Source organism: Hymenobacter polaris, from assembly GCF_012927305.1.
Classification (GTDB): Bacteria; Bacteroidota; Bacteroidia; order Cytophagales; family Hymenobacteraceae; genus Hymenobacter; species Hymenobacter polaris.
In genome coordinates this window covers 467789-494327 of the sequence record NZ_JABBGH010000001.1, presented here as the reverse complement: position 1 = coordinate 494327, position 26539 = coordinate 467789, and the positions used below count along the sequence as shown (strand labels likewise).

Sequence of the window (26539 nt, the reverse complement as noted above, 5' to 3'; positions counted from 1 at the left end):
CACGCTTCTTTTTGCATGTTCTACCTACCCACCAACGAGGCTATTGAAACCATTGACCGCGAACACCTTGCTGCATTGCACTTCAACCACGACGACGTGCTGGAAGGGCACCCGGCCGAGCAGCGCCGCCGCCGGGCCGACGCCGAGCGCGCCGTGCTGCTGACTCACGGTGACAACAAAACCACCATCTATTTTCGCACTGCCGACGGCCATACCAAGCGCGTGCGCGCCAAGGTCCTCACCGCCCACAGCCAGTACCTCACCCTCAAGGGCGACATCCAGCTGCCCATCCGAGCGGTGCTGGGCATCGACAGTTAATCGCAGATTTAACGGATTTCGCAGATACGCCACCTGCGGTGGCTGACGACGCGAACGGCGTGTACGCTGCTTTACTCATTCTGCTGTCCTAGGGCAAGCGAAGCAAGTAATGCAGCGATACACGCCGTTCGCGTCGTCAGCCACCGCAGGTGGCGTATCTGCGAAATCCGTTAAATCCGTTAAATCTGCGGTTAAAGGAGCGCCAGGGTTCTGACAATCAATCGCTCCACGATTTCGCCGGTGTCCTTGGCGAACTCGCCGGTGGCGCGATTGGCTACGATGGCGTTGAGGCTCAGTACCTCGTGGCCCAGCAGCTGGCCTAGGGCATAGTAGCCAGCGGTTTCCATCTCGAAGTTGGCGAGGCGAAAATCGCCTTCTGGGCTTTGGTGGCGGAAGTTTTGCAGGCGCTCCATGTAGTCGGGCGAGCGCAGGTCGAGGCGCAGGCGGCGGCCCTGCGGCCCGTAGAAGCCGGGGCAGGTTACGGTGTTGCCAACAAGGAGGTCGGCGGCCAGCTGCTCGCGCAAGAGGTCGGAGCCGCGCACCACGTAGGGCGCGAAAGGCAGACCTAGGGACTGCTGCAAGTCGCGGGCCACCTGGGTTTCGAGACCGGTTTCCACCAACGGGTAAAATTGCATCAGCGAGTCGAGGCCGATGGCGTGCTGGCTGGCCAGCAGGGCGCCCACTGGCACGTCGGGCTGCAGGCTGCCGCTGGTGCCCAGGCGGATGATGCGTAAGCTCAAGCGCTCCTCGGGCGGGCGCACCGTGCGCGACATAAAGTCGATGTTGACCAGCGCATCCAGCTCGTTCATGACAATATCAATATTGTCGGTGCCCATGCCGGTGCTCAGTACCGTCAGGCGCTTGCCGCGGTAGTAACCCACGTGGGTTACAAATTCGCGGTGGGTGCCCTCAAACTCGATGGAGTCGAAATGCCGGCTCACTTGCGCCACCCGCGCTGGGTCGCCCACGGTCAGGATGGTATCAGAAATATGGTCGGGCAGCAGATTGAGGTGGTAAATCGTGCCGTCGGCGTTCAGAATAAGCTCGGATTCAGGAATCATGGGAGTACTTAAGAAGTAAAAAGCACGTCATGCTGGGCCTACCGAAGCATCTTTACTACGTCGGTAACCCTAACGGCAAGAGTTACTGACGCAGTAGAAATACTTCGGTAGGCCCAGCATGACGCTCAACTAGTGGCTTATGCGGCCTTATACGAGGCCAAGCCCTGGGCCGGCGTGTAATGGTTGCTTTGCCTGGGGTACGTGCCCGTACCGTCATACGGGCGCTTATCGGGGTGCTCGGCGCAGCTGGTAGAGCAAGCGCCCTGTAGCTGCTCGGCGCAAGGTTCGCAGAGCGGCACGTGGGCGTTGCAATGCGGGTTGGCGCAGTTTACTAGCCGGGGCGAGGGCTGCTGGCAGTGGTGGCAGCGCGCAATCACGGTGGGGTTCACCGTGTTCACGTCCACCGCCACGCGGTTGTCGAACACGTAGCACTGGCCGTCGAAGTCCTCGCCGCCCACTTCCTGGCCGTACTTGATAATGCCGCCGTGCAGCTGGTACACGTTCTCGAACCCCTGCTCCAGCAGAAAAGCGCTGGCTTTCTCGCACTTCACGCCGCCCGTGCAGTAGGTCAAAATCTTCTTGCCTTCAAACTCGCGCAGCCGCTCTACCCGCTCCGGGAAGTCGCGGAAATTCTCAATATCCAGGGTTATGGCGTTCTTGAAGCGCCCTAGGGTATACTCATAGTCCGAGCGCACGTCCACCACCACCACGTCGTCGCGGTCCTTCAGCTCCTTGAATTCCTGCGGGCTCAGGTGCTGGCCAGTGCGCTCGTGGGGGCGCACGTGGCGCAGGCTGCTGTGCACAATCTCATCCTTCAGCCGCACGTGCAGCTTCTGAAATACGTGCGCCGGGGCCTCGTCCACCTTAAACTCTAGGGCCGCAAAGCGCGGGTCGGCTTGCACGGCGGCCATGTAGGCCGTGCAAGCCGCGGGCGTGCCCGACACGGTGCCGTTCAGCCCCTCAGCCGCCACAATAATGCGCCCGCGCAAGTCTAGGGCTAGGCACAGCCGGTGGTGCTCGTCGCGAAATCGCGCAGGGTCGGCAATCGGGGTATAGCAGTAATAAAGCAGTACCTGCATTTCTTTAATTATGAATTTTGAATTATAAATTATGAAGTGATAATTGCCTTAAGTGACAACGCAAGACGATTCATAAGTTGTAACTCCCAATTTTTAATTAAACGGGCTTAGCGGGGTTGCCGAATACGGTTTGGCCCTTGGGCACGTCGGCCACCACTACCGAGCCGGCACCCACGCGGGCCTTGTCGCCCACCTTCACGCCGGCCACCACCACGGCGCCCGCACCCACAAAGGCGTTTTCGCCCACCGAGGCCCCTACCCCGATTTGGGCGCCCGTGCCCAGCTGGGCGTAGTCGCCCATCGTAGCCCGGCCTTCCACCACGGCGTTGGGGCCCACCAGCACGCCCTGGCCCAGCTTGGCGGTGGCCGCAATTACCGCGTTGGGGCCCACGTAGATACCGTGGCCCACTTCGGCGTGGGTTGATACGCTGGCGCGCTGGTGAATACTATTGACGGGCACCACCTCGTATTCGTCGTGCAGCATTTTGGTGAGGCTGCGGCGGCTGGCCGCGTCGTCGGTGGCTACAAATACCTCGCACTTCTTGCCCAGCAGCTTCAGCAGCTCGCCGTCGTCGGTGTTGCCCATCACGGGCACGTCGAGCAGTTCGGTGCTGTGCAGCTTGGGGTCGTCGTCGAGAATGCAATACACCACCACGTCGTTCGACAAAAAAGCATCGAGCGCCGCCGTGCCCACGGCTTGGCCGCCCAGAATGATAACCGGATTTTCCATAAACCCCAAAGTTACGACTACGACTCTGGAGTGCGGCCCGCACGCTAACGAGCCAGCCTTAGCCCTACGGGTGCCCCTAGGGCCTAGGCACGTTCTAGCTAGTGCGTTGCTTGCTTGGCGGGCGCCGCCGGCGCTTGCAGTACCAGCCACAGCAGCCAGGGCAGCAGCACCGAGCGGTAGCGGTTGAGGGTACCCAGGTTGGGAGTACTTAGGCCAATGAATGCGGCCAACAACACGCAGTGAATCAGTAGCATGGCTACCAGCGCTACCGGCAGCGGGCCTGGCCGCCCGCGGGCGGCGGCCCACAAAGCCCGCAGTACCAGGGCCGTAAGCAGGGCGTTTTCCAGGCCCGCGCCCACGTATTGAGGCCAGGCGGCTTCACCCAGCCAGGGGCGAGTCAGGGTTTCGACAACGGCCTGGGGCGCGTGCGCCAGTAGGCCCAGCGCGGTCGGCTGCCAGTGGGCGTATGCGAGGTGAGGGCGGCCACCAGACGTAGCCAGGCCGTGGTGGTAGTTGAGGTTAACTTCACGCATGAAGTAGCTGGTAGTCAGCAGCTCACCCCCTAGGGCCCTGGCCACGCCCAGCAGCAGGGCCAAGGCTAGCAGCAGGCCGCCTACCTGGGCCAGCCAGCTGGCACCCAGCCAATGGCGCCGGGTGGCGGCGCGCACGCCCGCCAGCGCCACCAGCCCACCCAGCAGGGGCAACGCGAAAAAATAGCGTACCCGCGTCATTACCCAGGCCAGTAGCAAGCCCAGCAGCACCTGCCCCAGCCACCGGGGCCACCCCAGCGCCACCCGGCCGGGCGCGCCGTAGAGGTGGGGCAACACCAGCGCCACTACCCCCGCCCCGGCCCCCACCAGCACGGTTTCCTTATTCAGTCCACCCGTCCACCACAGCACGGTAGGCCAGAGCAAAAACGCCAGCACGGCGGCCGGCGGCGTGGCCTGGGGCAGGGCCCGGCGCACGGCCACCACCAGGCTCCAGCACCCTACAAAGCACCCTATACTTATACATACAGCGCTCGCCCACAAGCCATTGCCACTGAGCAGAGCAACTAACGCTACCAGCTTGTCGAAGAACAGCGTCTGGCTCCAGCGGTACACCTCCTGGCCAGTGTCGGTCAGGCTTTGGTAGAACCGAGGCCGTTGCAATAGGGCCAGCGCCTGGCCGGGATGGGCCAGTAGCCGCGCCGCAATCAGCTGGCCCTGCTCGTTAGCGTGCAGGGCATCCTGGCTGGGCCAGTAGGCCGCGGCGGCCGTGGCAGCCAGGCGCGCAGCCAGGGCCGGTAGCAGCCAGCCTTGCAGTTCGGGCGGGGCCTGGCGGTAGGCCCAGCGCAGCCAGGCCGCAAAAGCCAGCAGCAGCCCAAGGCCCCCCAGCAACAGCCAGGGTATCATCGCACCACGCGCAGCTGGCCCGCGCTGCCCCCCACCAGCCTAGCCCCGATGGCGCAATGCAGGCAGCGCCGCGGCTGGCAGTAGCCCTGGTGCAGGGCCAGCAGCCCCTGCGAGTCGGCGGCCGTGCGGTGCTCGAAGCCTAGGCTGGCGTAGAGGTCGGTGTACTGGTTGTGCTCGGCGGGCAGCTGGCTGAGCAGGCCTACGCTGCTTTCCACCAGCTCGGGCTGGCCGGTGTGGTGGGCGTAGGCCACCCGCAGGGGCACTACCACGTTGGTAATGAGCAGCTCAATGCTGCTTTTGCCCAGCGCCGGCACCTTGCCCGCACGGCCCGGCCGGTAGTGCTGGCGCCAGTAGTCGGGGGCGGGGGCGCCGGCAAAAAACTCCCCCAGGGCCGCCACGCTGGTGGCCGTCAACAGGGCGTCGAACAGGGCCGGGCGGCGGTGTAGCAGCCCCACCAGCTGCCCCAGGCGCACGGCCGGGAAGTTGGCCGGCCGCAGGCGCAGGTAGTTCCACTCGTGGGCAGCCAGCGCCACCTCGGCCAGCCCGTACTTGTGGCGCAAAAACTCGTGCTCCTGCCGCCGGTCGGTTAGGTAGGCGTCGCCCTGGGTTTCTTCATTTTCCACCAAAAAGCCGGCCTGCCCAAACAGCAGCGCCTCCAACTGGCGCGCGTCGTGGCGGTGGCGGCGCAGCACGGCCAGCGGCACGGCCTTAGCCAAGCGGCCCAGGGGCTCGCTGTTTTTTTGAAAGCCAAAGGCCGCCATCAGGGCGTGGTAGGCGGTAGCCTCCCAGTCGTGGCCCAGGTGCTCGTGCAGCGTAGCTAGCGTGTCGGCCTTGCGCTCGACGCGCTCCAGCAGGGCCCGCTCGGTCATCATGGTGCGCGTCAGCATGGGTACTTGGGGTAGCAGCGGGGCGCAGGGCAGCGCGGCGGCCGGCGGGGCCTGCACCAGCGCCTCGTAGCGCGCCAGCAGGTCGGGCGCCAGCCGGGGCCCTAGGGGCAGGGCTGGTATCAGGCTGCCGTTGGTGCGGCGCACATCGGCGTCGGCCGTCAGCACCACGTGCAATACTACCTGGTCGTACTTCTGGTCGGTCTGGTGGTGGTGGCGCTGCCAGTCCGAAGCCCGCAGGTGGATTTCCACGGCCCCGTTCCACTCCACTTCCCCCAGGCGCAGACGCGCGTTCAGAAAGTCGGGGCCCGCGTCGGCGTTGCGCTGGCCGGGGCGCAGCACCTGGATTTCCTCGCCACCGGTGGTGCGCAGGTCGGTTTTATCGAAGTACTGGTGCTGCCAGGCGTAGTGCAGAAAATCCTCGCGCATAGAGGGCAAATGTAACCCGCGGCCGCTCGCCAGCAGCCAGGGCCCGGCTACCAAGCCGCCCAAAAAAAGGGCCCGCTTCCGAAGAAGCGAGCCCTTTGCGGCTGGAATTACCCTAGGGAATTTGCCAGGAGCTAAGCGATACTAGCGCAGGTCAATCACCTTCACGCCGGGGTGCTTGGCTTTGTCGAAGGTGAAGGTGCTGGCCGTCACGGGCACGTTGGGCTTGAAGTTTTTGAGGGTGAAGGTAGTGCGGGTGCCGTTCTTCTTGAACGTTTTCACGCTCTTAATAGCCTTATCAGCCCGGTTCACCAAGATATCCACCTTAAACACGTCGTTGGTTTTGTTGTCGGGCGTCAGCTCAATCTGGTCGTAGGTGATGCCGCCTTCCTTCACTGGCTTGAGCAGCTGATACTTATAGCCCTTCTTGTACATGGTGTACATCTGGGCCGGCGACATATCCTGGTTTTTGGGGTCCGACTCGGTGATGTTCACCTCGTTCTCGTTTTTGAGGTAGGTGTAAGTGTTTTTACCGTCGTTCACCACCTCCTGGCCGTTGGCCGACAGGGCATACTGCTGGCCGCTCACCGTCACTTCGCCGCTCAGGTTCTGCTTGAGCTTGGCAGCGGGGTTTTCCAGGGTTTGGGTAAAGCCGGCCTGGAACGACTTGAGGGCGGTGTACTTGGCGCTTACCGCGTCCAGGATTTTGCCGGCGGCGGGGTCTTGCTGCGCGGCGGCGGGCAGGGCTAGGGTAGCGGCCAGCGCCAGCAGGGAAAAGTTCTTGGTCATGGGTTCAGGAAAAAAGCCCGGCGGGTTGGGGGCCGGGGCGGGCTAGCATACGCAAAAGCGGGGCCAAAGTGTTTGGCCCAAACCAGCACGGCCGGCTGAGCTTAGTGAAGCTCAGCCGGCCGTGCTGGTTTGGGCCGCTGCTCAAATAATTTTCAGCAGTTCCTCCAACTCGTCTTCGCTGCGCACCAGCACGGCGCGGGCCTTGCTGCCCTCAAACGGCCCCACGATGCCCGCTTGCTGCAGCTGGTCCATGAGGCGGCCCGAGCGGTTGTAGCCCAGCTTGAGCTTGCGCTGAATGAGCGACGTGGAGCCCTGCTGGTGCAGCACGATGCAGCGGGCGGCCTCGGCAAACATCGAGTCGCGCTCGCTGGGGTCTAGCTCCTCGTTGCCGCTGCCCTCGTCGCCGTCGGCGCCGGCCACTTCGGGCAGCAGGTAGGCGTCGGCGTAGCCCTGCTGCTCGCCGATGTAGTCGCACACGCGGTCCACCTCGGGCGTGTCGATAAAGGCGCACTGCACCCGAATCAGGTCGGAGCCGGCCGAGAACAGCATATCGCCCTGCCCAATGAGCTGGTCGGCCCCGCCGGTGTCGAGGATGGTGCGCGAGTCGATTTTGCTGGTCACCTTAAAGGAAATCCGGCACGGAAAGTTGGCTTTGATGATGCCCGTAATCACGTTCACCGAAGGGCGCTGGGTAGCCACGATGAGGTGGATGCCGATGGCGCGGGCCAGCTGGGCCAGGCGCGCAATGGGGGTTTCCACTTCCTTGCCGGCCGTCATCATCAGGTCGGCCAGCTCGTCAATCACCAGCACGATGAAAGGTAAAAAGCGGTGACCCTTCTTGGGGTTGAGCCGTCGCTCCACGAACTTGGCGTTGTACTCCTTCAGGTTGCGGCAGCCGGCTTCCTTCAGCAGGTCGTAGCGCCGGTCCATCTCCATGCACAGCGAGTTGAGCGTGTGCACCACCTTTTTGGTGTCCGTGATGATGGGCTCCTCCACATCGGGCAGCTTGGCCAGAAAGTGCCGCTCAATCTTGTTGAAGATGCTCAGCTCCACCTTCTTGGGGTCGACGAGCACGAACTTGAGCTGCGCGGGGTGGCGCTTGTAGAGCAGCGAGGCCAGGATGACGTTGAGGCCCACCGACTTGCCCTGGCCCGTGGCGCCGGCCATCAGCAGGTGGGGCATCTTGGCCAAGTCGGCCACGAACACCTCGTTGGTGATGGTGCGTCCGAAGGCCACCGGCAAGTCCATCTCGGTGCGGGCAAATTTCTCCGAGCCCAGCACCGAGCGGATGCTCACCATCTCCTTCTTGGTATTGGGCACCTCAATGCCGATGGTGCCCTTGCCCGGAATGGGCGCGATAATGCGAATACCCAACGCGGCCAGGCTCAGGGCAATATCATCCTCCAGACTCTTGATTTTGGAGATGCGGATGCCGGCGTCGGGCACGATTTCGTAGAGCGTGACCGTGGGGCCGATGGTGGCCTTGATGCTGGCAATGCTGATGCCGTAGTGCCCCAGCGTTTCCACGATGCGGTCCTTGTTGGCTTCCAGCTCCTCCTTGGTCACCTGGGCCTTGGGCACGCCGTAGTCGTTGAGCAAGTCCAGGGTGGGGTACACGTAGCGCGAGAGGTCGAGCGTGGGGTCGTAGTTGACGTCGGGCATCACGTCGGCGTCCTCGTCCTCGTCGGCCACCGCCGCAATGTCGGCGCCGGCGTTCGGGTCGAGGTCGTCGCGGCTCGGAATGGTGATTTCCAGCTTGGCCGCGGGCGCGCCGGCCGCCGGGGCGAGCGGCAAGCTGCGGGCCGGCAGGGGCCCATCGGCTAAGTCGGCCAGCGAGAGCGGGGTAGGAATGCTGGCGGCCAGCGGGGCCACTTCCGGCTCGGGCGTGGGCAGCTCAAACGAGAATGCGGGACCGCTGCTGGCAGCGCCGGAGCTGGCGGCGGCTGTGGCGGCCAGGGGCCCTAGGGCCACCGCGGGCGACAACGCCACGGCCTCGCCCGCCAGCGCGGCGGCGACGAGCGGCGCGGCCAGCGGCACCGCTACAGGTGTTGGCTCGGCGGCCGGCTCGGCAATTTCCAGGCTCAGGGCCGGGGCGGCGGCAGGGGCCCTAGGGGCCGCGGGGCGGGGCGCCGGCTCAAACTCCTGCGGGGCATCGGTGGCTGCGGCAGCGGCGGGGGCGCTGGCGGCCGGGGCGGCGTAGCTTGGCGCGGGGCTGGCTACCGGGCGAGACGCTTCGGCGGGCACTTCCGCTTCGGCGTCTTCCAGGTCGTCTTCTGCTTCTTCGCGGCTACCCAGGCCCAGGTTGAGGCTGGTGACGTTGAAGAAGAAGACGACAAACATTATCAGCCCAAAGGCCAGCAGCAGCACCGTGCCCCAGCCCAGCAGCGAGTACAGCCACGAAGCCAGCTCGTAGCCCGCGCCGCCACTCAGCCAGTCGAGGCGGTGGGCCTGGCCGGGGTCGGGCAGGCTGCCGGCCGCGTCGGGCTGGCCCAGCTGCACCACCACGTAGCCCAGCAACGTGCTCGCCCAAAGGATACTGAATAAGCTGAGCGCCAGCGCGTAGCTAACCGAGCCGCCCGCTCGCCGAAACACTATTTTATACCCTAGGAAGAACACCAGCGGAATGAGCGCGTAGGCCGCTACCCCGAAGCCGCGGTAAATAATCTTCTCGGCCAGCCAGGCCCCGAGCAGCCCCAGCCAGTTGCTGGTTTCGGCGCCCGCTTCTTTTACGGGCACGGTGCCTAGGGCCGCCACCACGCTCTGGTCGGCGCGCCCGCTCAGCAGAAACGAGGTGAAGGCAATGGTGAGGTAGAGCGAGCCTAGCAGCAGCCCAAACCCGATGAGCAGGTGAAAGCGCCGGTCGCGCAGCACCTCCCCTACTTGCCGCACGAAGGCGGGCGGGCCACTCCGGGCCGGGCGCGGGGCGGCGGCCTTAGCGGGCGCGGCTTTGGCGCTGGCGGCGGGCCTAGGGGCCGGGCGCGGGGCAGCGGCGCGGGCGGCTTTGGGCGCCGGCGCTTCCTCGCGGGGCGGGGCGCCCGCCGGGCCCGGCGCCGGGCGGGGCGTATTGCCGCGGGGCCGGGCGGGCTCGCCGCTGCCGGCCGGCGGCACGGGGCGGTTGGCGGGCGCGGGGCCGCTGGCGGGGTTGCGGTAGCTATTGGTGGCCATTCGCGAAAAGTCGAAGCAGAAAACCCAAATCTACGCCAGCCCCGGCGGTTTTGGGGGCGGCGCGGCCGGGGTGCGCCGCGGCCGCCGGGCGCTTGGTTCGGCGGTGCCTCAGGCCAGGTCAGTAGCTCAGGAAGCTGGTTTGCTCGTTGTTGCGCGACTGACATGAGCAGCCCTAGGGCCCTTTCGAGAGGCTAGCGCGGAGCAGGCTTATCTCCCCCTACCGCCTGCACCGCCGGCTGGTAGCGGCTGGGCGCTGGGCGCACCGCCTCGCCGCTACCGAGCAAAAAGAGGAAGTATGCCGTAGGGGTGGCCCCATAGCCCCACCACTACGGCGAAACTGCGTTACTTCTGCGGGCGGGCCTAGGGGGCCACCTCGTATAGATACAGCCGCCAGTAGGCTTCCGAGTCGTCGAACACACCCAGCAGGCGCAAGTGGCTTTCGGCGGGATTTTCGAGGCGCACGGCGGCCAGCAGGTAGCGCCCGTCCAGCTGCTTAAACTGCGCGGCCCCGAAGGCAAAGTGCCGCACCGTGCGTGCTGGCTGCTTGGCAATGAGGTAGTGGCGGCCCAGCTCGGCGGCTTCCACGTAGCAGCGGTTGCCCCAGGCGTCGAAGTAGGTTTCCAGCTCGGGGCTCTTGGCCAGCTCGCCGGCGATGAGGGGCCGGAAGGCGTGCTTGTAGGGCAGCGGGTAGCTGTTCTGGTTGCTGTCGAGGGTGTAAAAGCCGTTGAGCTGGGCCACGGCCGGCGGCAGCCCCAGGCTGGCCACCCGGTAGGCGGCCGGCGCCTGCCCGGTTTGACGCTCGATGAAGGCGCGCACCTGCCCCAGCAGCTTGGGCGCCACAAAGGCCGCGTAGCTGGGCGCGGCCGGGTTGGGGCGCCCCAGGGCCAGGCGTAAATTGTTGATATATTCCTCATTGAGCGGCAGAGCCACCAAGAATTGCAGCCCTACCAGCCCGTAGGCGAGCCGCGCCGCGCCCGGCTGCCCCAGCGGCAGCTCGCGCAAGCTCAGCACCAGTACCATAAACCAGCCCAGCGAAAACAGGAAGTGAAAGCGGTTAAAGTTGAAGGCCGTGAGCAGCGGCAACTGGTGCTGCCAGGCACCCGCCAGCTGCAGGGCAAACCCGCAAAACAGCGCCAGCCCGGCCATGACCAGCAGCAAGGCGCCCGCCCGGCGCACCAGCTGCGCCCGCGCCGGGCCGCTGGTTTGGCGCCAGGCCAGCCCGAGGGCCAGCAGCACCACGCCTCGAAAGAACGGGCTGGCGTGGTACTGCCCCACCAAGAAAAACCGCGCGGCCTCGTGCAGCCCCACGCCCACGCCGTGCGGCACCAGGCGCTGATAATCGAACTCGGTGCGGTGCGACACGAACTGCTTGGCTACCAGCAGCGAGTAAAATAGGGGCCACTCTACCACCACGTATACGGCCAGCAGCAGCCCTAGGCCCGCTGCCCCGCGCCAGGTGCTCGCCCAGGCCGCCCGCCCGCGCCGCCCCACGTCGAGCGCCAGAAACCCGCCCCACACCACCGCGATAAACGGCCCCACGTACACGAAGCTCGACCACAGCGGAAACACCCCGCATACCGCGTAGGCTACCCCTAGGTGCCGGCCGCGCCGCAAGTCTAGCGCCGCCCGCAGCAGCGCCGGCTGCCCCAGCACCGTGAGGCCGTAGATGCTGTACACGGGCAGCGTGGCCCAGGCCAGGGCCACGGCGGCGGCCAGCCCGCGCTGCCTCGGCTGGCGCAGGCCGTAGCCGCGCAGCAGCCAGTACATAGCCAGCAGCCCCCCTAGGCGCACCAGCGCCTGCTGCACCAAGTAGGCCCGCCACGGCTCGCTTACCAGGCTATAAATGAGCATCGTAGCGCTGAGCCCCGGCCGCAGCGCATTGCGCGGAATACCATTCATCACCTCGGGCACCACCATGCCGGGCCCGTAGGCAAACGCCAGGTGCCGCTTGGCTAGCAGGTACACCAGGCTGATTTCGGTGTCCAGGCAGTCGTGGATGAGCACGTAGGCGTGGCGGCCCAGCAGCAGCACCGGTAGTAGAAAAACAAAGAGGCCTAGCAGGGCCCAGTGGAGGGGTTTCAAGCGAATTCGTCGTGAATAAGTAGCCTAACAAAGAACGTCATGCTGAGCTGGTCGAAGCATCTCTGCCGCGCTATCTGGTAGTCGTCCAGGCGATGCAGTAGAGATGCTTCGACAAGCGGACGCCAGATAAGCATGACGTTCTAGCTACTGCCGGCTAGCTCCTAGGGTGAAACTCGGTCATTACCTGCTTGAGGTAGTCCCTATCCAGGTGGGTATAGATTTCGGTGGTGGTGATGGAGGCGTGGCCCAGCATTTCTTGCACCGCGCGCAAGTCGGCGCCGCCCTCCAGCAGGTGGGTGGCGAAAGAGTGGCGCAGGGTGTGGGGGCTGATATTCTGGGTGAGGCCCGCCTGCGCGGCCAGCGCCTTGATGGTAGTGAAGACGGTAATGCGCGAAAGTGGCCGGCCCCGCGTGCTCAGAAACACGGTGTCTTCGGCGCCGGGCTGCACCGTTTGGTGCTGCCGCACGCCGCCCAGATAGAAGTGCAGGTGCTTGGCCGCCTCGCGCCCTAGGGGCACCAGGCGCTCCTTATTGCCCTTGCCCAGCACCCGCATAAAGCCTTGCTCGAAGTAGATATTGGACAGCCTAAGGTCGCACAACTCGCTCACGCGCAGCCCCGAAGAGTACAGCACCTCCAGCACCGCGCGCGCCCGCAGACCCTCGGTGGTGCTCAGGTCGATGGCGCTTAGCAGGCGCTCCACGTCGGGGTACGCGAGGGTATCGGGCAGGTGGCGGCCGGGCTTGGGGCTTTCGAGCGTGTCGGTGGGGTCGGCCTTCAGCAGGTCTTCCAGCAGCAGAAACTCGTAGAAGGCACGGATGCCCGAGAGCGTGCGCGCTTGCGAGGGGGCCGAGAGGCCTAGCTCGGTGAGGGTGGCCAGAAAATCGCGCAGCAGCCGGGTGGTTACTTGCAGCGGCCCGGCCGGCAGCCGCTCCAGCGCCAGCCACTGCTGCAGCTTGCGCACGTCGCGCACGTAGGCCTCAATGGAATTTAGCGAGAGCGACTTTTCGAGCTGCAAATACCCGCTAAACTGCCTGATTGCCTGGGGCCAAGTGAGGGACATAGTGAAATAAAGGCATCTTATGCCACAAAGAACGCTCTGCCGCGCGGGCCGCCGCACGCCCACCGCGCTGCTTGGGGTAGCGCACGGGCGCGCGGCATGACGTTCTTTGCGCTTTCTCAATTTCTGCGCTACTGCCTTGAATATCCTCATTCTCAACGGCCCTAACCTGAACTTACTGGGCCGCCGCGAGCCGCACATCTACGGCCACCGCTCGTTCGACGACTTTTTGCCCGAGCTGCAAGCTGACTTTCCCGACCTCGTGCTCACTACCTTTCAAAGCAACCACGAGGGCGCCCTGCTCGACCGCCTGCACGCGGCTGCGGGCTGGGGCGATGCCGGGGCCGACGGGGCCAGCCAGGCCGTGGTGCTGAACGCGGGCGGCTTCACCCACACCAGCGTGGCGCTGGGTGATGCCGTGGCGGCCGTGGCCGGCGCGGGCCTGCCCGTGGTGGAGGTGCACCTGAGCAACCTGGCCGGGCGCGAAGAATTCCGGCACACCAGCTATATCGCCAAGCACTGCGTGGGCAGCATCAGCGGCTTCGGGCTCGAAAGCTACCGCCTGGCCCTGCACTACCTGCTGCGCCAAAAGCCTAGGGCTCCGCTGGGCTTCGGGCGGCGCTAAGCCCGCTCCCATCCTTATTCCGCCAGCCCGCGGGCGGCCCTTCCTAACCGGGGGCCGCCCGCGGGTTTTTGTGTTTTTACGGGGTTGACTTGCCGACTTCGGTAGGCTTTTCTGCATTTATCGGATAAATAATTTTCTTTAAAACTGAACTGTACAATTTTCATTCAACGGATAATACTTGTTTAATAGCGCCAGTATAGCTTTACTGAATACGCTATTCAATAAGGTTTTATCGTTATGAACTACAAAGCAATATTTTGCACTATTACTAGTTTTTTAGTTTGGATATTTTGGTTGCTACCCAGCAGCGCAGCAGCCCAATCGGCCTGCCTGCTGGTGCCGGTGCCCCTAGCCCAGCGCATGCAAGCGGCCACGCTGGTAGTGGAGGCGCGGGTGGCCAGCCAGCAGGCCGAGCAGCAACCCGGCGGCCACTTAGCCACTAGCTACACCTTAGGGGTCTATAAAGTATTTAAGGGCCAGCTGCCCGCCGGGCCGCTGCGCGTGCTAACGCCCGGCGGCACCCTGGGCTTGCTGCACGAGGCCGTGAGCGACGGCGTGGTGCTGCCCACGGGCCAGCAGGGCATTTTCTTGCTGGAGCCCGGCCCCACCGGCGCCTACCGCCTGGCGGCGGGCCCGCAGGGCTTTATCGGCTACGACGCGGCCAGCGGGGTAGCCACCGACCCGTTTGGCACCTACCCGGCCATTGAGGCCAGCTTGTACCCCACCCTGGCCAGCCTGGCCGGGCACGCTTATCAGGCCTTGCAGCCTGCCCCGGCCCTAGGGGTGGCCGCGGCGGCGCGGGTAGCCCGCCCGGCCGCCCAGCAGGCGCTGGCCGCCACGCCCACCATCAGCAGCCTGGCGCCGCTGGCCGTGGCGGCGGGCGCCAGCACCAGCACCAATGCCTCGCAGGCGGGCGTGCTCACCATCAGCGGCGCGGGGTTTGGCGCGAGCCAGGGGTCGGGCTACGTGCAGTTTCGCAATGCCGACAACCCCGGTCCCGACGCGACGCCCAATTACGTGCGGCCCCAGGCCGGCGACTACCTCAGCTGGGGCGACAACCAGGTGGTAGTGCGCGTGCCCTCGCTCAGCACCAGCGGCAACGCGGCCGGCACGGGGCTGGTGCGCGTGGTGAACGGCGACGGCAACCTGGCTACCAGCAGCCAGCCCCTGACCGTGAGCTACGCCCTTTCGACGGTGCTGCCCAACAGCGACCCCACCCACCCCTACCGCGTGCACCTGGTGGGCGTGGAGAATGGGGGCTACACCCTGCACTACAGCCCCAGCCTGCCCGCCGCGGCCCAGGCCTCGTTTGAGGCGGCCCTGGGTAGCTGGCGCGACCAGGCCGGCGCCAACCGCTCGGTGGGCGCGGCCACCACCACCGACGCCACCAACCGCGACAATGAGAGCATCGTGCGCTTCGACAACCTGGTGGACGCGCTGCCGGCCGGGGTGCTGGGCCGCACCTACAGCTACTACTCGGGCTGCACCATGAGCGGCATCCTCACCTGGGTGCTCATGGAAACAGACTACGTGTTCTCGGCCAGCGCCAACTGGAACTTCGGGAGCGGCGGCCCTGCCGCGAGCCAGTACGATTTTCAGAGCGTGGCTTTGCACGAGCTGGGCCACGGCCTGCAGCTGGCCCACATTATTTCGGCCACCGGCGCCATGAACTACGCCATCGGCAACGGCCAGGCCCGCCGCACCCTCAGTGCCGACTCGGACCTGGCCGCCGCCCGCGACATGACGACTTACGGCACCGCCGCCAGTTCCGCCGAGCGCTGCAACCTGGCCAGCTATGCTCCTAGCAGCACCGCCGCGCCGCTGCCCGTGGTGCTGGTGGCCTTCGGCGCCCGCTACGTGCCCGGCCAGGGCACCGCCCTTAGCTGGACGACCGCCTCGGAGCGGCAGTCGGCCGAGTTTGTGGTGGAAAGCCAGGCCGGCGCCGACGAGCCCTGGCAAGCCGTGCTGCGCCAGCCGGCCGCCGGCAGCAGCGCCACCACCCGCCAGTACGCCGCCCTTGATGCGCGCCCGCTGGCCGGCACCCGCTACTACCGCCTGCGCCAGCTCGACCAGGACGGCACCGGCCACTACTCGGCCACCGTGGCCGTGCAGGGCCTAGGGGCCGAGACCCTTGCACTGGCCGCCTACCCCAACCCGGCTACTGGCCAGGTGCACCTAAGCGGCCCGCTGGCCCCCGGCGCCACGGCCCGCGTGCGCCTGCTCGATGCCCTAGGCCGCGTGGCCCGCCAAACCAGCGGCCCCGCCGACCAAGCCACCTTCGACCTGCCCCTGGCCGGCCTGCCCGCCGGCCTCTACGTGCTGGAGTGGGACGGCGGCACCGGCCTCAACCGCCAGCGCCTCACGGTGGAGTAGAACCCTAGGGCACTAGAGTTGGTCCAGGCAGTAAGGAATAAAAAAGCACGTCATGCTGAGCTTGTCGAAGCATCTCTACCGCGCCGTTAGGTTTACTAATCCTGATGGGTGTGGTAGAGATGCTTCGACAAGCTCAGCATGACGTGCTTTTTACTTTTTCTAGTAGCCAACCCTAATAGGCCGGCCTAGCCTCGCCCCTACCTTTGCCGGCCTTATGAATCCGCAATTCACCTTCAACCCCGGCCCGGCCGCCGTGTACCCCGAGGTGCGCCAGTACCTGCTCGATGCCTACGACGAGGGCTGGCTGTCGGCCCCGCACCGCGGCGAGCGCTTCCAGGCCATGGTGCGCCAGTGCACCGAAAACCTGCGCCTCAAGCTCAACATTCCGCAGGACTATACCATCCTGTTCACGTCGTCGGCCACCGAGTGCTGGGAAATCCTGGCCCAGAGCCTGACGCCGCGCCGCTCGTTTCACCTCTTCAACGGCTCGTTTGGGCAGAAGTGGTTTGACTACGCCCGCGCCCTGCGCCCCGGCTGCACCGGCCTGCGCTTCGACGTCAACGACGTGCCCGATGCGGCCACCCTGCCCTTCGACCCCGCCGAGACGGACCTGGTGTGCATCACCCAAAACGAAACCAGCACCGCTACCCAGCTGCGCGACCAGTTCGTTTTGAACCTCTTCAACCGCATCGGGCCGGCGCTGCTGGCCGTGGATGCTACCTCGTCGCTAGGTGGGGCGGCGCTCAAGTTCATCAAGGCCGACGTGTGGTACGGCTCGGTGCAGAAGTGCCTGGGCTTGCCGGCGGGCCTAGGGCTGCTGGTGCTCTCGCCCCGCGCCGTGGCCCGCGCCCGCGAAATCAACGAGAAGGCCCACTACAACAGCCTCACGAGCATGATTACCAACATGCTCAACCACCAAACCACCCACACGCCCAACGTGCTGGACATCTACCTGCTGAGCCGCGTCATTGCTCAGCGCGAAGGCATCAAAACCATTGCCCCGCACTTGCAGGAGCGCGCCCAGAAGCTCTACGACTACTTCGAGCAGGTGCAGCCCCTAGGCCTGCGCCCGCTCATCGACAACCCCGACGCGCGCTCCGTCACCGTGGTGGGCGTGCAGGGCCCGGCCGCCCTCATCGAGGAGGTGAAGCGCCGCGCCCGCGACGAGGCCGGCTTGCAGCTGGGTTCGGGCTACGGCGACCACAAGGCCACCAGCTTCCGGCTGGCCAACTTCCCGGCCGTGCCCGACGCTGCCTTCGAGGCGCTGGTGCAGTTTCTGGAGAAAGCGCGGGCGGCAGTGTCGGCCTAGGGCAGCCCTAACTTGAAAAAGAACGTCATGCTGAGCTTGTCGAAGCATCTCTACCGCGCCTCTCGCATCGTGCAATGGCGCGGTAGAGATGCTTCGCAAGCTCAGCATGACGTTCTTATATAGTTATTTATCTTCTTCTCGTCCCTCCCCCACCCCATGATTCAACTGTTCACCGACGGCTCCTCACGCGGCAACCCCGGCCCCGGGGGCTACGGGGCCATTTTGCGCTACGGCCCCCACGAGAAGGAGCTGAGCCAGGGCTTTCGCCGCACCACCAACAACCGCATGGAGCTGCTGGCCGTGATAGTGGGCCTAGAGGCCATCACGCGCCCCGAGGTGCCGGTGCAAGTCATTTCCGACTCGAAGTACGTGGTGGAGGCCGTGGAGCGCCGCTGGGTATTCGGCTGGGCCCAGAAGCCCGACTTTGGTAAGAAGGCCAACGAGGACCTCTGGCGCCGCTTTCTGCAAGTGTACGCCAAGCGCAAAGTCAGCTTCCACTGGATAAAAGGCCACGCCGGCCACGCCGAAAACGAGCGCTGTGACGTGCTAGCCGTGCAAAGTGCCCTAGGGAAGGGCTTATTGGTGGATGAGGGGTATGAGCAGCAGGGGTAATTTTCGCTATGAGCAAGTTATCGCCTGATTTACTGGTCCGTGCAGCAACTTACTATGACTTGGCCCAAACCGAGCAGCGAGCGGTATTGCGGGATATTTTGATAGCCGCCGACGCCGACCCAGCGGGATTTGTGCAGCAGGTTGAGCAGGAGCCATTTAATGAATTAAATAATCTCCCGGTCTTTTATGAGGCGCTTGCTCAGGGAGCCGACCGCTGGTCTGATTTCTTTTTAGCGGAGGCCCAGCGGCTGCTCGCGGCGGCCAGTTCAGTAGCTGAACCCGCCAAGGTTCTTACTCATCTGCGCGAGTTTGCCTTCCTGAGCACTACCGGCTTCTCGCACCGCCGAAAGCTTGTGGCGCTATTTGGGCCGATACTACGCCACGCGAATCCGATTTTCCGCTTCCACGCCGTTCAGCTGCTGGGCGAGTTTGTTAGCAGCTCCGATAGGGTTGTTATGCAGGACATGCAAGCCCTGCAACGAGATGTTAACTGGCGGGTGCGCTACGTTGCTTACCTAACGCTGCTAGATGTAGAGGGGGGCGCTCATGTGGCCGCGCTTGCCTGGCCTGACTGGCTACGTGCCAAGTTTTTCCAGCCCTTCGCCATCGCGTAGCCGCACCAAGCCGTGCCCAACGACTACTTCCAGTTTCAGCAGTTCCGCATCAACCAAGCCAGTTGCGCCCAAAAGGTGAGCACCGACGCCTGCCTGCTGGGCGCGGCCGCCGACCTGCGCGGCGCCACCCGCGTGCTGGACGTGGGCACGGGCACCGGTCTGCTGGCCCTCATGGCGGCCCAGCGCACCCCTAGGGCCCACATCGAGGCCATCGAGATTGACGCCACCGCCGCTGCCCAGGCGGCGGCCAACGTGGCAGCCAGCCCCTGGGTCGAGCGCGTGGCGGTGCACGCGCTAAGCTTGGCCGCCTATGCCGCCACCCAGCCGGGTTCGTTTAGTCACATCATCTGCAACCCGCCCTTTTTCCGGCGCAGCCTGGCCTCGCCCGATGCGGCCCGCACCGCCGCGCGCCACACCGGCGCGCACTCGCTCACGTTTGGCGAACTGGCGGCCTTTGCGGCGGCGCACCTGGCGCCGGGCGGCACCCTTACGGTGCTGCTGCCCCCGCCCGAAATGCAGCAGTTCGCCCGCGAGGCGCAGACGCATGGCCTCGCCGAGCAGGCGCGGCTGGCCGTGCGGCACCGGCCGGGTGGGCGCCTCACGCGCTGCATCAGCCAGTTTGGTGCCCTAGGGCCTGCCGCGCCCCAAACCGAGCTGGTTATCCAGGCGGCTGATGGCAGCTACTCGCCTGAGTTCCGGGCGCTGCTGGCGGGCTTTTACCTGGCGCTGTAGCGCGGCGCTCCAACTTCGCGCCGCCCGCTTGGTACCTGCGTCGCTCAACTAAACGCGAAGCCGGAGCTTCGCGCTACCCCCTAGGCGGGGGCATCGTGCTCGGTGAAGGCAATGCCGTAGTCGGTCGCCAGCTCGGCCAGGATGGGCTCGTACAGCTCGGCCACGGTGGGAATGACGACCCCGCGCGCGCTTACTTCGCCGCGCAGTAGGCGGCGCACGGCCATGCTCAGGGGCAGCCCCACGGTTTGGGCCATGGCCGTGTGGCCGCCGTCGGCGCCAGTTACTACCAGCGACGCGGTGCGGCGGCGGGCTTCCCCGGCCAGCGCGTAATCGAACTGGTGCTGCATCACCACCTGGTCGTGGTCGTGGGGGCCTAGGGCCCATTTGGCCGCCAGCAGGTGCTCCAGCAGCTGGGCGCAGGTAGCGTGGGCCAACCCCACTGGGCGCTCCGAAAACAAGCCCAGCCAGGTTAGGCGGGTCATTTCGGGGCCGTGCGGGTCGAGGCCCAGCTCCTGCACGGTATAAGCCGCCACGTCGTCGATGAGGGGAGCGGGGCGGTTGAAGCTGTCTTGCAGCACCTCGCGCCAGGGCGTAGTGGCGAGGTAGTGGGTAGGCTCCTCATCGTTGGTGAGGCCTAGGGCCACCAGCGCCTGCCAGGCCCCGCAGAAGCCCGGCCGCCGCAGGGTGCCGCGCCGCAGGGTGCGCACGCCGGCCAGGCCATACGCCGCCTGGTAGGTGAGCGCGTCGCGGTTGGCGTAGGCCTCAAAGTGGCCGTGGCCGGGCACGGCTATGGTTTCGGCGCGGGCAAACAGCTCATCGTAGGCAAGGAATTGCTCGCGCCCGTTGTCGAGGTAGCGCGCGGGGCCGGGCTGCCCGGCCAGCACCACGTTGCGCGGGCTCCAGCTAAACTTGTAGCGCCAGGGGTTGTCGCCCTCGCTCGCGGGCGCCACCAGCCCCCCGCAGTCCGAGCGGAAACCCGTAATGCTGGCCCCTTTCGCTTGCAGCTCGTTGATAACCTGCATGGCCGACATGTGGTCGAGGCCGGGGTCGAGGCCGCACTCCATTAAAAAAACCAGGCCGGCCCCGGCAGCTTCGTGGTGCAGCGCCCGAATTTCGGCACTCACGTAGCTGGCCGTGGCCAGGTGGCGGCGGTGGCGCAGGCAGGCGGCGGCCACCACCGGGTGCAGCGCGGCGGGCAGCATCGAGATAACCAAGTCGGCTTCCTGCACCCGCGCGTCGAGCTGCGCGGCGTCGTGGGCGTCGAAGGGCAGCACGCGCACGTACTGCGAGTGCATGGCCAGGGCCGGCGCCAGGTGCGCCGCCTGGGCATCGGCAATGGTGAGAAACCAGTGCTCGGCGGGGGCGTGGCGCAGTAAGTATTCTATCAGGGCCGAGGCCGAGCGGCCGGCCCCCAGCAGCAGCAAGCGGGTGGAGGAAGTCATAAGGCGGGTAAAAGTAGCGGCTACCCGGCGAGCAGCTTCGGCAGCTAACGAGACCTAGAGCGGTGCTGGCCAATTTTTGCCGTTCTTTGCCGCCCCATTTCCCTGCCCATCCGCATGGCCGCCGCCAGTCCGCCTTCCGCCACCCGCCGCCAGCTCAGCCTGGCCTACGACGAGTTTGCCAGCCCCGACCTGCTGGCGCCCGCCGAGCGCCGCACCTGGGACGCCGCCCGCGCGGCCACCCAGTTTGCCTACGCGCCCTACTCGCACTTCCATGTGGGCGCGGCCCTGCTGCTGGCCGATGGCAGCCTCTACCAGGGCACCAACCAGGAAAACGCGGCCTACCCCTCGGGCCTCTGCGCCGAGCGCACAGCTTTGTTTGGGCTGGCTGGTAGCTGGGCGGGTGGCGAGCCGCCGCGCATCGTGGGCATGTCGGTGGCCGGACGGCCCACCACCGGCGACTTCAGCCCCGCGCTGCCCTGCGGGGCCTGCCGCCAAGTGATGCTGGAATACGAGTTGCGCCAGGGCGCGCCCATCTGGCTGCTGCTGCCCAGCCTGGCCGGCACCGTGCTGCGCTTCGAGCGCCTGGCCGACTTGCTCCCCTTCCACTTCTCGCAGAGCGACTTACCCCCTAGGCTGTAGGCTGTAGGATGAGACGGTAAGGGTAAAGAGAACGTCATGCTGAGCTTGCCGAAGCATCTCTCCCGCACCGTTTGAATCGTTCAACGGTGCGGGAGAGATGCTTCGGCAAGCTCAGCATGACGTTCTTTAGGCTTTCAACTCACTCTTCCCAACTTTTCTCCACCGCATGTCTGCCCGCCTTATTCTTCAACTAGCTGCCGTCCTAGGGGCCCTCACGGTGGCCATCGGCGCCTTCGGGGCCCACGGGCTGCGGCCCATGCTCGAAGCCAGCGGCCGCGCCGAAACCTTCGAAACGGCCGTGCGCTACCAGTTCTACCACACCCTGGCGCTGCTGGCGCTGGGCGTGCTGGCCGCCGTCCGCCCCGATGTGCGCGGCCTCGACACGGCGGCGCTGCTGTGGGCGGCGGGCGTCGTCATCTTCAGCGGCTCGCTCTACGCCATCTGCTTCACGGGCATCACCAAGTTTGGCGCCGTGGCGCCCCTAGGCGGCCTGCTGCTCATCGCCGGCTGGGTGCGTCTGCTGTTCGCCGTAAGCAAGCTGTAACGCAAACAGCCGGCGTAGTTACGCTGGCTAAACGGTAGCCAAAAAGAAAAGGCCCGCAGCTAGTGCTGCGGGCCTTTTTCAGTAGAGCTTAGCGTTGCTTACTTCAGGGTAGTGGCGGTAGCGGCTGACTTTACGTCGCCCACCAGCGAGACGGTGGTGCTGCCACCTACCGAGTTCGAGTCGATGGTCAGCACTTTGTTTTGCATGCCTTCCTTGCCGGCCGAGTTAAATTTGGCCGAGATGGTACCCATCTTGCCGGGCTGCACGGGCTCCTTGGTCCAGGCCGGGGTGGTGCAGCCGCAGCTCACGCCGATGTTGGAAATCACGAGCGGCTGGGTGCCCACGTTCTTGAACTTGAAGGTGTGGTCTACGATGTCGCCCTGCTTGATGGAGCCGAAGTCGTACTTCACTTCCGAAAACTCAATTTGAGGACCGGCAACTTTGGTAGCCTTGGCCGATTTCATGGCCGGAGCCTGGGCGTGGGCGGCGGTGGCGGCAAAAGCGAGGCCAGCGGCCAGTAGCAGCATTTTCGTCATGACAAGTAGATGGTTGAAGGAATGAGTGGTAGCAAAAGTAGGGTGCCGAGCAGGCCTGGCAAATTTACGGCCAAAGGTAGCCGCTGGCCGTGGCCGCCGGCTCCAAACCCGCCGCGGCTCCCAAAGATTCCGCGCCGCGCCAGTTTTGGCCGGCTACTGCCCTAGGGGCGGCTGGCGCCGCCGGCTGAGCGTGACCCGCGCCCGCTGGCAAATGCCGCCCAGCGGCGGGTTGAATTTGGAAACGCTGACCCGCGCCCGGCGCACCGGCGGCAGCTCGCCCAGCACGCGGTCGAGAATGCGGTGGGCCAGGTGTTCGAGCAGGCGGGCGGGCTGCTGCATTTCGGCCAGCACTAGGCGGTAAAGCACTTCGTAGTCAATGGTTTCGGTTAGCTTATCGGAAGCTCCGGCGGCGTAGAGGTCGGTGGTGAGGTAGATATCGACGCCGTACTTGTTACCAATTTTTTGCTCTTCGTCATAGTAGCCGTGGAAGGCGAAAAATTCCAGGCCTTCGAGTGCGATTTGCCCCATTGGTGTGGTAGTAAATGAGTGAGAAAAAGCAGGGCGCGGCACCTGGCCCCAGGGCAAAGGTGGGGCGCCGGCGCCGCGCCCGCGGTGGCGGCACCGGCGCAGCGGCTACTTTAGCTGGCGCTAAACCCTTTTCCCCCATGGAACCCACTCCTCCCCAAGCCACCCTGCACCGCTGGGCCGACATGCCCGTCGACCAGCTTTCGGACACCATCGGCCGCCGCCTCATCACGGGCCAGGACATGATGCTGGCCCACGTCTACCTCAAAAAAGGCGCCCTGGTGCCCCGCCACCAGCACCACAACGAGCAGATAACCTACATCTTGGAGGGCGCGCTGCGCTTCCGGGTGGGCGAGGGCGACGGCGAAGAAGTAATTGTGCGGGCCGGCGAGGTGCTCTGCATCCCGTCCAACGTGCCGCACCAGGCCGAAGCCCTCGAAGACACGCTCGACGTGGATGTGTTCAGCCCCCCGCGCCAGGACTGGCTCGACGGCAGCGACGCTTACCTGCGCCAGAAATAAACCCCTAGGCCCTTCATTATGGATTTAGGCATCAAAGGCAAGGTGGCGCTGGTGGCGGCCGCCAGCAAGGGCCTGGGCCGCGCCGTGGCCGAGGAGCTGGCCGCCGAAGGCGCGTCGCTCGTGCTGTGCGCCCGCGGCGAGGCGGCGCTGCTCGCCACCTGCGCCGAAATAGCGGCCGCCCACGGCGTGCCCGTGCTGCCCGTAGTGGCCGATGTAGGCACGCCCGCCGGCGTGGCTCAGGTGACTGAGGCGGCCCTAGGGCGCTTCGGGCAGGTCGATATATTGGTCACGAACTCGGGCGGGCCGCCGGCCGGGCCCTTCGAGGCGCACGACGCGGCCGCGTGGGCAGCGGCCACCCAACTGCTGCTCGGCAGCGTGGTCGAGCTGACGCGGGCCGTGCTGCCGGGCATGAAGGCGCGCGGCTGGGGCCGCATCCTCACCATCACGTCCATTGCCGTTAAGCAGCCGGTGACGGGGTTACTGCTGTCCAATAGCCTGCGGGCGGCCGTGACGGGCCTGGTGCGCACGCTGGCCACCGAGGTAGCGCCGTTCGGCGTCACGGTCAACACTATTTTGCCCGGCTACACCCGCACCGAGCGTGTCGAGCAGCTGGCCCAGGCCGCCGCCGCGCGCGAAGACATCAGCCCCGAAGCTGCCACCGCCCGCTGGACCCAGGAAATCCCCATGCAGCGCCTGGGCGAGCCGGCCGAGTTTGCGGCGCTGGCCGCCTTTCTGTGCTCGGCCCGCGCTAGCTACATCACCGGCACCTCCACGGCCGTTGATGGCGGCTGGATTAAAGGGCTGCTGTAGCCTTGCTAGAAATATATCTGGCAAAAAAGACCGTCCTGCTGAGCTGGCCGAAGCATTTCTACCGAACGATGCCCGAACGGTGCGGTAGAGATGCTTCGGCCAGCTCAGCAGGACGGTCTAACAACGCAAAAGGCCCCGCCAGTGCGGGGCCTTCTGCGTTGTCAATTGCCCTAGGGCGCCCACTTATAGCTCGTCGAAGAACGACTTTTCCCCTGCTGGCGCGGCAGCCATGCCAGGATGCGTGATGGGCTCGGGCTGCTGAATATCGGGGCGGTCGGGGCCAATGGGCGCGATTTCGGGCCGGGCGGGCTCCACATAGGGCGAGGGCGAGTTGGGCACGGTTTCGGGGCCGGGCTCGGGCACGAAAGGCGCGGGCGAGATGCCGGGGTTTTCGCGCGGGGCCTGGGGCCGCTCAATGTCGGGGCCGGGCGCTTGGTTGGGGTTGCGGGGGTCGGGCTGCTGGCCCGGCTTGGGGTTGTAGGCGGTAGGCGCGGCGGCGGGCATGGCAGCGGCGGGGCGAGTGGGGGCAGTTATTTGCATGGCAGGGGCAGGCTTGGGGGGCGTAGGTTCGGCCGGTTCTGAGGGCCGCTCTGGCTTTACGCTGGCCGCCCGCGAAAGGATGGCCGCCGCCCCATTTTTGGGGCGCGCGCCGGCGCGCTGCGCTTTGTCGAGCGCCTCGGTAGCCAGGTGGTGCAGGCTGTGCACCAGCGTGTCGAGCTGCTGCTCGAGGCGCTGGCACTCCTGGCCCAGGCCGCCCACTTCCTTCTGCATGTCGGCCACAGTCGCGGCGGCGGTTTGGTAGGCCTCGTCCACAATGGCGCGGGCCCGCTGGCGGGCATCGGCCAGGGTGTGCTCGGCTTGCAGCTGGGCCTCGCGGCGGCGCAGGTCGGCGTCGCGCTGGGCCTGCTCGGTAATGGAGTTGCCGGTGTCCTCGGCCGTTTTGAGGGTGCGGTACAGGGAGCTTTCCACCTCGCGCAGCTTCTGCACGTCGTGCATCGTATGGTCGAGCTTGAGGCGCAACTCGCGGTTTTCCTCCCCCATGCGCTCCCACTGCTGCGAGAGCATGTTCAAAAATGCCTGCACCTCATCCTTATCAACTCCCCGAAAGGATTTCTCAAACGTTTTCTGCCGAATATCCAGGGCGGTAATTTTCATCTTGCGAAGCAGTTAGCCGCTAGCCAGTTAGCTAGTAGCTTTTTAGTTTTAAAGTATAAACAGAAATAAGCTAGCCACTCCCTGGCCCGCCCTACAACGAAAGCCAACCGCCAACCGCTATAAGCTAGCGGCACCCTCTACCACCTGCCACACGGCCAGGCTGCGGTCATCGCTGCACGAAACTAGCCGGTGCTGCCCGCCCGGCCAAACTACTTTATTGACGGAGGTGCCGTGGCCCGCGGCCCGCGCCCTATCCAGCACCCGCAGCAGCCCTAGGGTGGCGGCATCCCAAAGCTTGATGCTCTTATCGAGCGAACACGAAGCCAGGTAGCGCCCGTCGGCGCTGAAGGCTAGGTGGTTGATAGCGTACATGTGGGCCACCACTACCAGGCCTGGCGCGTAGTCCTGGTCCACGTCATAGCGGCGCAGGTGGGCATCGCGCCCGGCGGCCAGCAGGCTGGCCCCGTCGGGCGAGTAAGTGAGGGCGAATACCGAGTTGGTAGCCTCGGCCAGTTGGAATTTCACGGCCAGTGAGTCGAGGTCGAGCACGTAGGTAACCCAGTCGGAGCTGCCCACGGCCAGCTCGCCGCGCGCTTCGTGCAGGGCCAGGCAGCGCAGGCTTTTCTCGCTGAGGCGCAGCAGCTTTTCCAGCCGGAACTCGGGGCCCACCAGCACGGCCAGCGTGCCATCGGCCAGGGCGCAGTACAGGCGCTGGCGGCTTTCCGCGTACACCATATCGAAAATAGCCAGCGGCGGCAGGGCCGTGGCGTAGGCCAGCCGGCGCGAGGCCAGGTCGAGCAGCTGCACGCCCTGAAAGTTGTGGCCCACCGCCAGCAGCCCGAGGGTTGGCAGCTCGCGCAGGGCGTACACCGAGTTTTCGACCTGGGCCAGCAGCTGGCCGTCCTGGGCGGGGTCGGCGGCGTTCCAGGCCACCACCAGCCCGTCGGCCCCGCTCGAAAACACCCGGTCGGCGTTGGGTCGGCCAGCGAGCGCGTACACCGCGTCGCGGTGCCCGGCCAGCGTGCCGAGGCGGTGCGCGGTAGGGCGAGAAAACGAAGCGGCGGCGGCGAGCATAAGCAACGAGCCCGGTTGGCTAAGGCGCCGGGCGGGCGGCAAA

Annotated in this window: 25 protein-coding genes; 11 read left to right on the top strand and 14 right to left on the bottom strand. The window is 65.8% G+C overall.

Features of this window, described 5'->3' with window-relative positions:
- Positions 1-15 precede the first annotated feature (15 nt).
- Positions 16-318, top strand: coding sequence for a hypothetical protein (locus tag HHL22_RS02065; RefSeq protein WP_169529307.1), 303 nt, complete (start codon positions 16-18; stop codon positions 316-318).
- A 191-nt stretch (positions 319-509) separates the two neighbouring features.
- Here HHL22_RS02065 and HHL22_RS02060 read toward each other — a convergent pair whose 3' ends face one another.
- From HHL22_RS02060 to xerD, 9 genes are all read right to left on the bottom strand, one after another.
- On the bottom strand, positions 510-1379 hold the full coding sequence (locus tag HHL22_RS02060) for a nucleoside phosphorylase (RefSeq protein WP_169529306.1): 870 nt from the start codon (positions 1377-1379) through the stop codon (positions 510-512).
- Positions 1380-1516: 137 nt separating this feature from the next.
- Positions 1517-2458 (bottom strand): oxygen-dependent tRNA uridine(34) hydroxylase TrhO, encoded by a 942-nt coding sequence (gene trhO, locus HHL22_RS02055; protein ID WP_169529305.1) that lies wholly within the window; start codon positions 2456-2458, stop codon positions 1517-1519.
- Between the two features lie 97 nt (positions 2459-2555).
- Positions 2556-3188 carry a DapH/DapD/GlmU-related protein gene (locus HHL22_RS02050; RefSeq protein WP_169529304.1) on the bottom strand — a complete coding sequence of 211 codons (633 nt, stop codon included), beginning with the start codon at positions 3186-3188 and terminating at the stop codon, positions 2556-2558.
- A 98-nt stretch (positions 3189-3286) separates the two neighbouring features.
- The gene (locus HHL22_RS02045) at positions 3287-4582 is read right to left on the bottom strand and encodes a hypothetical protein (RefSeq protein ID WP_169529303.1); all 1296 of its coding nucleotides are present in this window, start codon (positions 4580-4582) and stop codon (positions 3287-3289) included.
- Positions 4579-5895, bottom strand: a complete 1317-nt coding sequence (locus HHL22_RS02040) for a DUF2851 family protein (RefSeq protein WP_169529302.1) — start codon at positions 5893-5895, stop codon at positions 4579-4581. The genes HHL22_RS02045 and HHL22_RS02040 overlap by 4 nt, the downstream gene beginning before the upstream one ends.
- Positions 5896-6036: 141 nt before the next feature.
- Positions 6037-6681: a LolA family protein gene (locus HHL22_RS02035; RefSeq protein ID WP_169529301.1), complete on the bottom strand. Its 645-nt coding sequence runs from the start codon at positions 6679-6681 to the stop codon at positions 6037-6039.
- Positions 6682-6822: 141 nt separating this feature from the next.
- Positions 6823-9846: an FtsK/SpoIIIE family DNA translocase gene (locus HHL22_RS02030; RefSeq protein ID WP_169529300.1), complete on the bottom strand. Its 3024-nt coding sequence runs from the start codon at positions 9844-9846 to the stop codon at positions 6823-6825.
- Between the two features lie 360 nt (positions 9847-10206).
- Positions 10207-11928 (bottom strand): DUF6044 family protein, encoded by a 1722-nt coding sequence (locus HHL22_RS02025; RefSeq protein ID WP_169529299.1) that lies wholly within the window; start codon positions 11926-11928, stop codon positions 10207-10209.
- 154 nt (positions 11929-12082) lie between these two features.
- Positions 12083-12988, bottom strand: coding sequence for a site-specific tyrosine recombinase XerD (gene xerD, locus HHL22_RS02020; protein WP_169529298.1), 906 nt, complete (start codon positions 12986-12988; stop codon positions 12083-12085).
- 136 nt (positions 12989-13124) lie between these two features.
- On the opposite strand from xerD, the gene HHL22_RS02015 reads away from it, so the two are divergent.
- From HHL22_RS02015 to HHL22_RS01990, 6 genes are all read left to right on the top strand, one after another.
- Positions 13125-13610, top strand: a complete 486-nt coding sequence (locus tag HHL22_RS02015; protein ID WP_169529297.1) for a type II 3-dehydroquinate dehydratase — start codon at positions 13125-13127, stop codon at positions 13608-13610.
- Positions 13611-13970: 360 nt separating this feature from the next.
- Positions 13971-15983, top strand: coding sequence for a T9SS type A sorting domain-containing protein (locus HHL22_RS02010; RefSeq protein ID WP_169529296.1), 2013 nt, complete (start codon positions 13971-13973; stop codon positions 15981-15983).
- A 214-nt stretch (positions 15984-16197) separates the two neighbouring features.
- The gene (locus HHL22_RS02005; protein WP_169529295.1) at positions 16198-17292 is read left to right on the top strand and encodes an aminotransferase class V-fold PLP-dependent enzyme; all 1095 of its coding nucleotides are present in this window, start codon (positions 16198-16200) and stop codon (positions 17290-17292) included.
- A gap of 156 nt (positions 17293-17448) precedes the next feature.
- Positions 17449-17904, top strand: a complete 456-nt coding sequence (rnhA, locus tag HHL22_RS02000) for a ribonuclease HI (RefSeq protein ID WP_169529294.1) — start codon at positions 17449-17451, stop codon at positions 17902-17904.
- Positions 17905-17912: 8 nt separating this feature from the next.
- A complete protein-coding gene (locus HHL22_RS01995) occupies positions 17913-18518 on the top strand; it encodes a hypothetical protein (protein WP_169529293.1) in 606 nt (201 codons plus the stop codon).
- A gap of 12 nt (positions 18519-18530) precedes the next feature.
- Positions 18531-19250, top strand: coding sequence for a tRNA1(Val) (adenine(37)-N6)-methyltransferase (locus tag HHL22_RS01990; RefSeq protein WP_169529292.1), 720 nt, complete (start codon positions 18531-18533; stop codon positions 19248-19250).
- Positions 19251-19330: 80 nt separating this feature from the next.
- Here HHL22_RS01990 and HHL22_RS01985 read toward each other — a convergent pair whose 3' ends face one another.
- Complete coding sequence (locus tag HHL22_RS01985; RefSeq protein WP_169529291.1) at positions 19331-20692, bottom strand: saccharopine dehydrogenase C-terminal domain-containing protein; 1362 nt, start codon at positions 20690-20692, stop codon at positions 19331-19333.
- 114 nt (positions 20693-20806) lie between these two features.
- Between HHL22_RS01985 and HHL22_RS01980 the strand changes: the two genes are divergently transcribed.
- Both HHL22_RS01980 and HHL22_RS01975 read left to right on the top strand, forming a co-directional pair.
- Positions 20807-21331: a cytidine deaminase gene (locus HHL22_RS01980; RefSeq protein ID WP_169529290.1), complete on the top strand. Its 525-nt coding sequence runs from the start codon at positions 20807-20809 to the stop codon at positions 21329-21331.
- Between the two features lie 166 nt (positions 21332-21497).
- The gene (locus tag HHL22_RS01975) at positions 21498-21875 is read left to right on the top strand and encodes a DUF423 domain-containing protein (RefSeq protein WP_169529289.1); all 378 of its coding nucleotides are present in this window, start codon (positions 21498-21500) and stop codon (positions 21873-21875) included.
- 98 nt (positions 21876-21973) lie between these two features.
- Here the strand turns inward: HHL22_RS01975 and HHL22_RS01970 are convergent, their stop codons facing one another.
- Together HHL22_RS01970 and folB are read right to left on the bottom strand one after the other, a co-directional pair.
- Positions 21974-22411 (bottom strand): DUF1573 domain-containing protein, encoded by a 438-nt coding sequence (locus HHL22_RS01970; protein WP_169529288.1) that lies wholly within the window; start codon positions 22409-22411, stop codon positions 21974-21976.
- 153 nt (positions 22412-22564) lie between these two features.
- Positions 22565-22939 carry a dihydroneopterin aldolase gene (gene folB, locus HHL22_RS01965; RefSeq protein ID WP_169529287.1) on the bottom strand — a complete coding sequence of 125 codons (375 nt, stop codon included), beginning with the start codon at positions 22937-22939 and terminating at the stop codon, positions 22565-22567.
- Between the two features lie 137 nt (positions 22940-23076).
- Between folB and HHL22_RS01960 the strand changes: the two genes are divergently transcribed.
- Both HHL22_RS01960 and HHL22_RS01955 read left to right on the top strand, forming a co-directional pair.
- Positions 23077-23457 carry a cupin domain-containing protein gene (locus HHL22_RS01960; RefSeq protein WP_169529286.1) on the top strand — a complete coding sequence of 127 codons (381 nt, stop codon included), beginning with the start codon at positions 23077-23079 and terminating at the stop codon, positions 23455-23457.
- An 18-nt stretch (positions 23458-23475) separates the two neighbouring features.
- Positions 23476-24267 (top strand): SDR family oxidoreductase, encoded by a 792-nt coding sequence (locus HHL22_RS01955; protein ID WP_169529285.1) that lies wholly within the window; start codon positions 23476-23478, stop codon positions 24265-24267.
- A gap of 183 nt (positions 24268-24450) precedes the next feature.
- On the opposite strand, the gene HHL22_RS01950 is transcribed toward HHL22_RS01955, so the two are convergent.
- Together HHL22_RS01950 and HHL22_RS01945 are read right to left on the bottom strand one after the other, a co-directional pair.
- Complete coding sequence (locus HHL22_RS01950) at positions 24451-25422, bottom strand: DivIVA domain-containing protein (protein ID WP_169529284.1); 972 nt, start codon at positions 25420-25422, stop codon at positions 24451-24453.
- Between the two features lie 117 nt (positions 25423-25539).
- The gene (locus HHL22_RS01945; protein ID WP_169529283.1) at positions 25540-26496 is read right to left on the bottom strand and encodes a WD40 repeat domain-containing protein; all 957 of its coding nucleotides are present in this window, start codon (positions 26494-26496) and stop codon (positions 25540-25542) included.
- Positions 26497-26539: the final 43 nt, after the last annotated feature.